Origin of the sequence: Bifidobacterium sp. UTCIF-39, from assembly GCF_006408715.1 — a bacterium.
Lineage (GTDB): Bacteria > Actinomycetota > Actinomycetes > Actinomycetales > Bifidobacteriaceae > Galliscardovia > Galliscardovia tissieri.
Genome location: NZ_JEOG01000006.1, coordinates 55,244 through 67,420, shown reverse-complemented (window position 1 = coordinate 67,420; position 12,177 = coordinate 55,244). Strand labels below are relative to the sequence as shown.

The 12,177-nt window shown below is 62.8% G+C and carries 7 protein-coding genes; 6 read left to right on the top strand and 1 reads right to left on the bottom strand.

Going from position 1 to position 12,177, the window contains the following annotated elements; genetic code table 11:
* The first annotated feature begins 127 nt into the window (after positions 1 to 127).
* The 5 genes from EP30_RS03900 (at position 128) to ppgK (ending at position 5,712) form a co-directional block, all read left to right on the top strand.
* Positions 128 to 1,168, top strand: coding sequence for a class II fructose-bisphosphate aldolase (locus tag EP30_RS03900; RefSeq protein ID WP_181160780.1), 1,041 nt, complete (start codon positions 128 to 130; stop codon positions 1,166 to 1,168).
* Positions 1,169 to 1,341: 173 nt separating this feature from the next.
* Positions 1,342 to 1,998 (top strand): histidine phosphatase family protein, encoded by a 657-nt coding sequence (locus EP30_RS03895; protein WP_308810402.1) that lies wholly within the window; start codon positions 1,342 to 1,344, stop codon positions 1,996 to 1,998.
* Positions 1,999 to 2,004: 6 nt separating this feature from the next.
* Entirely contained in the window at positions 2,005 to 3,459 is a 1,455-nt protein-coding gene (gene tpiA / locus EP30_RS03890; protein WP_094662720.1) for a triose-phosphate isomerase, read from the top strand.
* Between the two features lie 187 nt (positions 3,460 to 3,646).
* A complete protein-coding gene (locus EP30_RS03885) occupies positions 3,647 to 4,852 on the top strand; it encodes a sugar MFS transporter (RefSeq protein ID WP_140556321.1) in 1,206 nt (401 codons plus the stop codon).
* Positions 4,853 to 4,953: 101 nt separating this feature from the next.
* Positions 4,954 to 5,712: a polyphosphate--glucose phosphotransferase gene (gene ppgK / locus EP30_RS03880; RefSeq protein WP_140556319.1), complete on the top strand. Its 759-nt coding sequence runs from the start codon at positions 4,954 to 4,956 to the stop codon at positions 5,710 to 5,712.
* 424 nt (positions 5,713 to 6,136) lie between these two features.
* On the opposite strand, the gene EP30_RS03875 is transcribed toward ppgK, so the two are convergent.
* A complete protein-coding gene (locus EP30_RS03875; RefSeq protein ID WP_140556316.1) occupies positions 6,137 to 8,407 on the bottom strand; it encodes a hypothetical protein in 2,271 nt (756 codons plus the stop codon).
* Positions 8,408 to 8,757: 350 nt separating this feature from the next.
* On the opposite strand from EP30_RS03875, the gene EP30_RS03870 reads away from it, so the two are divergent.
* Positions 8,758 to 12,132: a tetratricopeptide repeat protein gene (locus EP30_RS03870; RefSeq protein WP_375137735.1), complete on the top strand. Its 3,375-nt coding sequence runs from the start codon at positions 8,758 to 8,760 to the stop codon at positions 12,130 to 12,132.
* The last annotated feature ends 45 nt before the right edge of the window (positions 12,133 to 12,177 follow it).

Here is a 12,177-nt window from a genome sequence, read left to right as displayed (position 1 = left end):
TGTCGTCGATTGCATGCGAATGAGCTTGCAAACCAAGACCAGAAAGTGGGACCATGGGTCATGGCGGGGGCGCATGGGAATCCCCCGTATGAATGCATTTCCCACATGGTTCCAAAAGGGGACGGATATGAGCGAAACGACCGGAAACACGTTTACGATGACGGCCACCGAGGTCAAGCATCTGCTTGATGAGGCGCACAACGGGGGATATGCCTATCCTGCCATCAACATCAGCAACCTCGATACCGCCATCGCGGCGATGGAAGGACTGGAGCAGGCGCACAGCGCGGGATTCGTGCAGGTGAGCATCGGCGGCGCCAAGCAGGCCAGCCCCAAGGGCGATCCGGTCGAGGGGTCGATCATCATCGGTCGCATGATGCGCGATCTGCGCAAGAGCCACCACGTGCCGATCATCCTGCACACCGACCACTGCCACGCCGACTACGTGGACACCTGGCTCAAGCCGCTGCTCGTGGAGCTCAAGAAGCTCAAGGACGCCGGTGAGGAGAAGATCTTCGACTCGTTCATGTTCGACGGATCCCATGACGAGATTCACGACAACGCAGCCACCATCAAGGAGCTGCTGCCGATGGTCCAGGCCGTCGACGGCGTACTCGAGGTCGAGGCCGGCGGCAAGTGGGGCGGCATGGAGGACGGCGTCGCCGATCAGGCCGTCTACTCCACTCCCGAAGACGTGGCCGTGATCCAGAAGGTCTTCACCGACGCCGGACTCGACGAGGACGACTACCTGCTGGCCGTCGCCTTCGGCAACGCGCACGGCACCGCCGTCATCCCGCACCTCAAGCCCGAGCTGCTCTCCGAAATCGCCGAAAAGACCGGCGTGTGCAACATGTACGTGTTCCATGGCGGCTCCGGATCGTCCGAGGAGGATGTGCGTGCGGCGGTCAAGGACGGCGTGGTCAAGATGAACGTCGACACCGACACCCAGTACGAGTTCACCAACGGCATCGACGCGTTCCTCGTCGCCGCCGACGGCAAGCAGCGCTCGCACCGCGAAGGCAAGAAGTTCTTCGATCCGCGCAAGTGGAACGCCGCAGGCCGCAAGGCCATGACCGCCAAGGTCGCGCAGGTCGCACAGCTGCTCGGCAGCGCCGGCCACGCCACCGAGGTGACCTACAAGTCAGTGCTCGACCCGGTCGTGGCCTGACATCCAACGGAGGAAACGCGGGCGAACGCCCGCACCCCGACACATCATGCGCCGAGGGCAACGACGTCCGTCGGCGCACGCCCCCAAGGGGATACGGCCATCGTGCGATGGCCGCACCACATACGTACACGGCAGTACACCAAACACCAACTCAACACAGGAAAGCAAACATCATGAAGCCAGGAAAAGCGTATCTTCTTCGTCATGGACAGACCTACTGGGCCGTCTCCGGGCAGCACACCGGCCGCACCGACGTGCCGCTGACCGAAATCGGACGCCAGCAGGCCGTCGAAGCCGGAGAACGAGTGCGCGCCGCCCATCCGCAGCCATTCGCCGCCATCTACTGCTCGCCGCTCAAGCGCGCCAGCGAAACCGCGAGTCTCGCCGGATTCGACGCCGAATACCGTGACGAACTCATGGAATGGGACTATGGCCGTGCCGAAGGTCGCACCCGCGGACAGATCGGCGAAGCGCTCGGTCGTGCCTGGAACCTCTGGTTTGACGGACCGCAGTCCGTGCCGGAGTCGCTGGGGGAGGAACGCGTCGAGACCCTTCCCGACGGCGAACAGGTGGCCGTGCATCTGACTGAAGGCGAAACGATCGACGAGGCGTTCGCCCGCGCAAAGAAGATCGCCGACGAAGCCAAGGCCATCACCGACGAAGGCAAGGACGTGCTACTGGTGGCCCACTCCCACATCCTGCGACTCGTGACCATGGCATGGGTGGATCTGCCCGCCGCGGAAGGTCGCAAATTCGAACTCGGCACGGCGCGCTACGTCGTCCTCGGCGACCACAAGGGACAGGCCGTCATCGAAAACTGGGGTGCATAGGAGATCATGAAGTACAACGACAGCGTGCTGCGCACGCCGATGGTCATCGGCAACTGGAAAATGAACCTTGACCACCGTCAAGCCGGCCAATGGCTGCTGGAATACTCCGGGTCCGGACAGAACTGGGCCCGGCGGATGGAGGAGACCGGCACCGTCGTCAACCGGGTGGAAACCGGCGTACTGCCATCCTTCACCAGCCTGCTGGCCATTCACGATATGGCGCGCAAAACCGACCTGAACGGCGAACTGTTCTTCGGCGCCCAGAACGTAAGTGAACTCGACGCCGGCGCCTACACCGGCGACATCAGCGCCCAGATGCTCGCCGCGCTCGACTGCCGATACGTGCTCCTCGGCCATTCTGAACAACGTCGCTACCACCCCGAGGACGACGAGAAGATCGACCGCAAGATGCGCGTGGTGCTCGACAGCGGCATGACGCCCATCGTCTGCATCGGCGAAACCAAACTCGGCCGCGACGACGGCATCGGCATCGACTACGCGCTCAACCAGCTCGTATCCGCCGTGCGACTCCTCTCCCCGGAGGACATGAGCAAGGTGATCGTGGCATACGAGCCCGTATGGAGCATCGGCACCGGCACCCCGCCGGACCCCACCGTGATCGAATCGGCGCTCGCCGACATCCGCGACTTCATCAACGCCACATTCGGCGCCGACGTGGCGGCCAAGGTGCGCATCCTGTACGGCGGATCCATCAAGCCGGATAACGCGGCGTCGATCATCCGCCGATACGGCATCGACGGATTCCTCGTGGGCGGAGCCAGCCTCGACCCCACCAAGTTCGCCAAGATCTGCCATCGCGTAGCCGAGTCGAGCGTGGTGCGACTGCGCCGCACCGCCCACACGATCTACCGTCCCGGCAAGCGTACCGTGGAGGAGTTCACCGACTCCACGCTGCAGGAGCCGTATCAGATCGTGGCGTCCAAGGTGGCGCAGAACCATCCCGACACCATGGCATGGCGTGCATCCCTGGCCCTGGCCGCCTATCGTACCGTGGGATTCCAGTGGCTCGAGGAGCAGGCGGCGGCCGAACTCGAGGATGCCGCCGACGCATCGGGCACCACATACCTCGGATTCGAGGCCGACGTGCTGCGCGACATGATCTGGTCGAACCGACTGCGCATCATCGAATCGATGATGAAGCTGATCGACGAGCGTCGTATCCGTGGCGTTTTTTCGATCCGCCAGTGGCTTATCGAATGCGACGACTCGCTCGATCCCGACCGGCGTCATGAACTGCTCGCCGAGGAGTTCGCGAACGTGGCATGCATGCGTGCCTACGGCGAGATCGGCCATGGCGTGGACTTCGAAGGATTCCGCAGACCGTTCGTGGCGGGATACCTGCTCAGTGATGTGGACACCCAGAACCGCATGTGGCGTATGCGCGGCATCGACCGCAAACTGCATCGTCCCTGGAAGAGCGGCCGACTGGGACTGCAATAGCGGTGGCCACGTCGTTGACGTCGATCGGCTGACAACGTCAACGAAAATTACCTTCCGTTTGGTAGGTTTTACGGCGTGTCTCGCGCATGGAACGTTCTAACCTAGGGCATGTACGTTTGTACATGCCCTAGGTGCGTTTCACCCATCAATGACGACGGCATGTACCGATCCCAACAAGGAGAGACCCATGGGCAACCTGCTGCTCGCCGTAATCTACGTCGCGTTCATCAGCCTCGGCCTACCCGACGCCATCCTCGGCTCCGCATGGCCGGTCATGTACCCGCAATTCGACGTCCCCGTCTCATACGCCGGCATGATCTCCATGATCATCAGCGCCGGAACCATCATCTCCGCACTCATGAGCGACCGGCTCACCCTCAAACTCGGTGCCGGCAAAGTCACCGCCATCAGCGTCGCCATGACCGCCCTCGCGCTCGCCGGATTCTCCTTCGCACCCGCCTTCTGGGTCATCTGCCTCTGGGCCATCCCCTACGGACTCGGTGCCGGAGCCGTCGACGCCGCCCTCAACAACTACGTGGCGCTTCACTACACCAGCCGCCACATGAGCTGGCTGCACTGCATGTGGGGCATCGGCGCATCCGCCGGCCCCTACATCATGAACTACGCGCTCACCGGCGGCCACACCTGGAACTCCGGATACCGCTGGGTATCCATCCTCCAAATGGTGCTCACCGCACTGATTCTCATCAGCCTGCCCCTTTGGAAAACCCGCAGCGACAACACCGCGGATCCCGGTGCCGACCAGCAGCCCGACACCGCCGACGACACCACACCCCACAAGGCGCTCAGCCCCCTCGACGTACTCGCCATCCCCGGTGCCAAATCCATCCTCGTCATGTTCTTCTGCTACTGCGCCGTCGAAACCACCGCCGGACTCTGGGCCTCCAGCTACATGGTGCTCGGCCGCGGCATCGACGCCGAACAGGCCGCCGCCTGGGCCAGCCTCTTCTACATGGGCATCACCGCCGGCCGCGCCCTCAGCGGATTCCTCACCATGCGCTTCCCTGACCACGTCATGATCCGCATCGGCCAGGTTCTCGTCGGCTGCGGCGTCATCCTCATGGCCATCCCCGCCGGCAACACCATCATCCCCCTCATCGGACTCATCACCATCGGCTTCGGCTGCGCACCCATCTACCCCTGCGTCATCCACTCCACCCCCGCCTACTTCGGCGCCGACAAATCCCAAGCCGTCATCGGCGTCCAAATGGCCTGCGCCTACGTCGGCAGCCTCGCCGCGCCACCGCTTTTCGGCCTCATCGCCAACCACATCACCATCAGCCTCTACCCCTACTACCTCGGCGTCATCCTCCTCCTCATGATCCTCATGCACGAGAACCTACGCCGTACCTTCTCCCACAACCGCGCATAAAACCGATCGACACGGCCCGCAAGCGCCCCCGCCGGTGGTACATTCGTTCATACAGGTTCGCAATGCGGGCCAACCGATCAATCTCGTTGAGGAGAAGACACATGATTGAAACCGCACAGGCATTCGGCATCGACATCGGCGGATCCGGCATCAAAGGCGCTCCCGTAGACCTTGGCGAAGGAAAATTCGCCTGCGAGCGCCTCCGCATCCCCACCCCCGAAGAATCCACCCCCATCGCCGTCGCCGGCATCGTCAAGCAGATCCTCGACCACTACGAAGTCGAAGACGGCACCCCCATCGGCATCGCCTTCCCCGCCCCCGTCAAGCCCGGCCGTCCCCTTGACTTCATGGCCAACCTCGACCAGTCCTGGGTCGGCGTCGACATCAACGAACTCATGTGCGAACAAACCGGCCGCACCGTCCACGTCGTCAACGACGCTGACGCCGCAGGCCTCGCCGAAGCCCAATTCGGCGCCGCCAAAGACGTCAAGGGCCTCGTCATCGCCACCACCCTCGGCACTGGCATCGGCACCGCCCTCATCATGAACGGCGTCCTCGTCCCCAACACCGAACTCGGCCACCTCCTCCTCGACGACAAAGGCGACTCCGAAAAATACGCCGCCGACTCCGTCCGCAGCGCCAAAGAACTCACCTGGAAGAAATGGGGCAAGCGCCTCACCAAGTACTATCACCTTCTCGAACACTACTTCAGCCCCGACATCTTCGTCGTCGGCGGTGGCGTCAGCAAAAAGAGCGACAAGTTCTTCCCCTACATCGACATCAAAACCCCCATCGTCCCCGCCCAGCTCCTCAACGACGCAGGCATTGTAGGGGCGGCCTATTACGCCTCCACCTTCTAGGGCAAAAATCCACACCACGGAGTGTCATCTGCGTTACGGAAGACTCGACGTACCTTCGTACGCCTTCGTCTTCCGTGCCTTGATGACACACGCGTGGTGTGGATTTTTCACTTTGGAGGCTGAGTCATCTGCGTTACGGAAGACTCGACGTACCTTTGTACGCCTTCACCTTTCACGCCTTGATGACACACGCGTGGTGTGGATTTTTCACTTTGGAGGCTGAGTCATCTGCACTGCAGAGCATTTGGCGTACCTCCGTACGCCTTGTCTGCTACATCCCAATTCCTCGTTCTCGTTCAAATCGGAGACGGAACGAGCTGAGATATCGCCGTCACGCATGTGTCCTCAAGGCGCGGCACGCGAAGGCGTACGAAGGTACGTCGAGCGTGCCGCAACGCCGAGGACACTCCGTGACGGCGATATCTCACCAGACGAACCAGGATTGGACGGTGTAAAACACGTTAGGATTCGACGTGATCATCGGGCTGGCACGGCCGGTCATGAACGAACTGACCACCGTCATGAACAACGTCCACAACACCAGTGTGATCACACTCGCCCGAACCAGACGGGCGGTACGAATGATGCCGGGGGAGGCGAGCATCAGCTTCGTCTTCACCCATTCCATCATGATCGGGATCATCAGGATGCCCGGCAATGTGATCAGCCATGAGAAATCACAGACATAACGCCAGTCCAGGCCGCCCTTGTAGCTGACGAACAACAACTCGAATACGCCAAGCGCCAGCGACATGCACGCCAGACCCCACGCGCGATGCCGACGCAGCGTGTGACGCATGGCCGGCATCAGGAACACCAGCAGACACACCGGAATCATCCAGAACAGGCCGCCGATGATCCGCTCATGATACTGCCATGGATGCACCGGCGTATACGGCACGGTCAACCACGGGAACGACCCCGTCATACGCGGCGGCTGGATCAGATAGTACTGCAGCATCTGCGGCAGTACGACCAACGGTTCGCGATATCGGGTCAGATCCACCACCGTGAACTGGTAGTCGTTGCCGAAATCCAGCAACGACCCGAACCGCCACAGGTTATACCAGAGCAGGTCGGCGAACACCACGAACGCGGGCAGCGCCGCAGCAAGATCATTGCGCCACGAGGCGAACACCCGCGGAGGAATCCGATGACCGCGAGTCTGCTCCTTCCACACGCCCATGCGCCAGCGTCTCGGCAACAGCATGCCGATCGGACGCAATATCAGACCGGAGCGGATCTCATCGGCGAAGATCGGCAGGAAGAACAACGCGCAGAAAATGAACGTCATACGGCAGCCCAACGTCAACGCCATGCACAGGGAACCCGCGGCGATCCGCCATCGTGACAATCGATACCCATCGGATTCGTCGCCCCTGCGCGCGCCAAGCCAGAACCATAGGCCCATCATGGTGAACATGAGTGCGGACGCGGTGGGAATCTCATAGAACGACGGGCGCATCCACAGCACCCAGGCGTTCGATCCGCACATGAACGTGATCATCGCCAGTATCGTGGACCCCACGCTCACCGAAGGGAAGAACCGTGTGAACAGACGGACGACGAGCAGCAGCCCGAACACCAGAAACCCGATCAGGAATGTGATCGTGGCCACCGACGCCGGCAGCCACGCCCCGCCCTCGATCCACAACGACGTGATCGCCTGGAACGGCACAAACAGCAGCAACGCCGGAACCACACCAAAATATGTGTACCAGTGGCCGTTGAAATACACGTGATCCCAGTACACTTCATTCGTGCCAGTGGCGAGCAGCCGCTCATGGAACGCCACATCATACGGGTTCTCCGCGGTGAGCAGCTCCTTCGGCACGGGAAGATCCAGCCATGGACGGCCGTGGAGCAATGCGTCGCCAAGCCGGGCGTACTGGTCCATGTCATACGTGTAGGCGAACGGTCGATGGAACACCTGCGCACCCTGCTGGGTGCCGGCCCATATCGTGAATCCGAACGAGATCAGGAACGGCACCGTCGCCAGCGCGAGCGCCGCCCGCTGCCGGCGATCCGTAGTATCCAAAGGCATGGCATACAGTCGGGAACGCGGTCGTAGCGCGATCAGTATCGCCGCCGTCGCCGCCATGACCAGCACACGTACCGGACTGATCCGGAATGACGGATGCACATTCACCATGACCCGGCCGAACGGGAACTGCGTGTTCTGTGCTTCCTGAACCCACAGACGCAGACGGGTGACGTTGCCGTCATACGACCGGTTACGGATCACATGCGTGGCCGCGACGCCATGGCTGACGTCGATCACCTTGCCGGTATGCCACGCGGCGTCATCCGCCGCGTCAAGACGTATCCGTAGATTCCACGCGAACGAATAGCCGGCACCATGCAGGTCGGCTTTTTTCGGCGAGCCCCCACCGAAGTCATACCGTACATACCGCACCTGCTCATTCGCGACGGGCACGTCGATATAGGCCTGTGTCGGATCGACGACGCGCAGTACGCCATCACCGCCCTGAACCAGCCCCGAGCCAAGTTCAACATGCGCAGCGTTCATGGACGTGGGCGAAGGGGCTCCCAGCGACGTCCAGAACGGCAGATTGCCCAGCGTGATCTCGATGATGATAATGATCGCCGCGGCCAGCAAACCGGTGCGATGACGGGTCAGGTGACGCATGATGCTGGTATGCGCCCTGACGGGGGAGTTGGTACGGCAAGTCACACAGCCATTGTAGGAGGGTATGCGACTGGGCGGGCGGTGGCAGACCGTCCTGCAGGCTGGGACGAACCGACTTGTGCAGTGTTCTCTACTGGCATGAAACACGGGCTATGTCGTCAAGGATTGTGACAATGAACGGTATGTCTACTTCATCCTCCAACCGGCGTAATCATGGTCGCAAACGTTTTCGATATGGACGGCTTCTGCACCAGGCCTTGGGGGAGTTGGAAACCATGGCGTCGCGGTTCGTGTCTGGCGGCAATGGCGCCAACGGGGGCGCGGATCCGTTCGAACCCAGTGCCGACACCAATATCAATCCGAACCATCCGAACAGCGCCCCGGGTGTGGGTCCCATGCATGGCGTCGACGGCGGTGTACTCCGTGAACTCGCCTCGCACGCCCGCCGGATCGGCCCTCTGGTCAACCGACGACTGCTGACCGAACTGCCGGGTCTGCCCGACGGGCTTTCCGTGGGATGGGCGCAGTTCCCGCAATCGCACGGTCGCGGATTCTCGCTGGCCGTATTCACGGACCGCAATCATTGCACGCCGATCGCGTTCGTGGACAATAAGGGGCGCGTCTTCGCCGGGCCGGACATCAACCCGGACACGCAGCGCGACGAGCCCGTGTTCCTCTTCGCCAAGGAAAACGAGATCCACGTGACGGAAAGCCGGCTCGAGGGAACCGACCGTACCTGCGTCACCATCGGCAACGACACGATGACCGTGCTGCAGGGCGGCATCGTCGGTCGTGGCGACGACGGCGAGATGATGTGGCTGGCCTCGTGGCTCAAATCCGACAACCGCTACACGCTCGAACAATTGCGCGCCGACCTTCCCGCGGAATTGCGCGCCGACCTCGAATACCGTGACGCCATGGCCATCGCGTTCTTCGCCGTCTACTTCCTTCCGCGCGTCAACGGGTTCATGATCGGATTCGGCTCGGGCAACATCTTCCGCCGGCTCCGGCGCGAAGCCCCCATCGGCGCGATCCGACGCAGCGTCAAGGACACGCTGCAGGCACGGGCCCACGGCATGCGCGTCTCCGGACTCGAGGACCTCTTCGCCGACCTGATGAACGAGGCCGGCGCACTCGACCAGATCGAAGGACTGGAGGCCGTGCACGGCGCCGAGCCGCTGCGCCTGTACACGTCACCCTATTCGGGAGGCTACTTCTTCGGCTGGGACTCCGGACTCGAATTCCCCGCGGCCCTCGCCTCGCTACGCATCGAAGGCAACCTCAACCGGTTCGCCGCCGTCAGCATGTGGCTGGAACGCAATGCCCGACTCGGCGCCTACCCCACCGAAGACACCGTCACCCGCGCCCAGGCGTCACAGCTCGACTGGGCGCTACTGACCAATCCCGCCATCACCGCATTGGACATCGAAGATGCGCCCGGCGAGCAGTTCGATCCCATCCACGACGATGGCACCGCGGCGCTTGCCGCCATGGTGGAGGCCGCGCGCGAGGCCGCCGTGGACACCGCCAACGAATCGCCTGATCCCGTGGCCGCCACCGGCACAAGCGGCACAAGCGGAACGGCCGGTCGCGCCAGTGGCGTCCAGAACGTGCACGATGCCAACGGATCGGAATGGGTGTACCGTCAGACGTTCTCCTCACTGGTGCGACGACTCCGCCTGCCCTACCGTTTCGATGTGGAATTCCGCGCCAGCCTTCAGGACGGCAACATGGCCATCGGCTTCACCACCGCGGGAACGTCGATGATGCCCACCACCCGATACGACGAACGTACACGCGGCTGGGTTGATCTGAGCCAGCCCGACAGGGCCGCCCTATCCACCGACTACAACCTGCGTGTCGGACTCATGCTCGCGGCGCTCGCCTTCGGAGCGGACGATCACGTGGAACGCGTGTCGCTGCATGTGGATTCCATCGGTCTGGAGGAGGCCGTAGCCGAACAGAACTCGGCGATCTCCTCGCTGATGAGCGAGGCCCTGCACATGTTCGAGGACATGCGGTCCGGCAACACGATCGGCAACGCCACCAAGGCCGACCCCAAGGATGGCGACGTCCACGGCAGCGCCGCACGACAGCTGACGGCGCCCGAGGCCGAGGTGCCCACCACGACGGGCGATGACCCCCAGTCCCCAGGAACGGATAACGAATCAACGGAATCCGACCGTCCAGCCGTCGGCGAACCAGACGGGGACGAGTCCGTGGACAGGGCGTTCGAGGACCTCATGAAAGGCGTGGACATCGACGCCGTCGCCTTCTCCATGCCGCAGGACGAGAACGGCAATGTCAACGGCGGTGATGGCGATACCGTGTCGGAGGATGACATCGATCTGTCCGGCAATCCGTTCAACGAGGCCCCGATCGACGGGCAGGACACCAGACTGTCCGACGACGACATCGACACCGACGACCCGATCGCCGCCCTGCGCAAGAACCCCACCGTGCGCAATCTCGTCACCGTCACCTTCACCCGCGAGCGCTTCCTCACCATGATCGAGGAGGAGGGCCTCGCCCGGCCGCAGCACCTGTATCGTGCCTTCAACGCCACCATGGACGTGGACGGTGACGCCGGGCTCAGGCCCATCGACGCGGAATTCGATCTGCGTGACGCCATGTATTCGCCCACCGGCGCGCAGGAGGCGCCCGAACTCAGCGAACAGCGGTTCCCCGAACCGGTGGCCAAGGTTCTTGGCGCTCAGGACACGCTCGAACTGTCCATTCAACGCGTGGACGTGCTGCAGCGTGCGATCAACCACTTCCACCGTCTGGTGCTCGACGATTCGCTCTCCTCCGTGGAGCGTGCACGGCAGGCCATGGACGTCATCCATCGCATCGGCGACCCCGAACTCAACGAGGTGGCCGGCGATGTGACCAGCGCGATCATCGACGGACGGGACACTCCCGAACCGGACTTCGGACTCGCCGACCAGCTTGACGCCGAACGGGTCAAGGCCCGAGACCTGCTGTTCGGCGGCGAGACGCAGAAGGCCGTCGAGGTCGCCGAAGCCGCCGTGGACAAGCTCGATAAACTGTTCGCGGCCGCCGGCGGAGTGCCCCGCTATTTCAACTCGTACGCCGAACGCGTGGTATACAACCGGCTGTTTGCCACGCCCGACGAGAAGACCGTACTGATCCCGGACAACCTGTTCTACGCGCATATGGAACTCGCCGACGTACTGTCGCAGATCTCCGGTCCGGACAGGGCGCTGCCGCACCTCAATGCCATGGTCGCCTATGCCCCCGCCTACCCGCTGTCCCACCTGCGGCTCGCCATCCAGCTGGCCAACACGCAGGACTGGGATTCCGCCCGTGCCGCCTGCCTGAACGCGTTGCGCGTGGCCCTCGACCGCGACGACGCCGCATTCGCCTACTACCGTCTGGCCTACGCCGAGTGGATGCGCGACGATTTCGACATCGCCGCGGCTGCCTACCTGATGAGCGATCACATCGCATCCGGCACCATGGGATCCATCGAATCCGAGCTCAACGAGCTGTTCGCCCGGGCGCGTTCGCAGTGCATTCCGGTGCCGCATACCGTGGATGAGGCCAAGGCCGTGCTGCGTGAGCATGAGATGCCGGTATGGCCGGAGAACGAAGTGGCGTCGATCGTACGTGATGCGGCCCGTGTGAGTGTGGACAACGCGCTGTTCGTGCCGGCGCGCACGCTGTCGATGGCTGCGGCGCGTATGACCGATGACAATGACGGCATGAACGCCATCCAGATCCAGTTCCTGCGGTCGTTGGGCGCGTGACGGCGTCGTAACGACGTGTACGGTGTTGGTTGCGGTCGGCGGAGA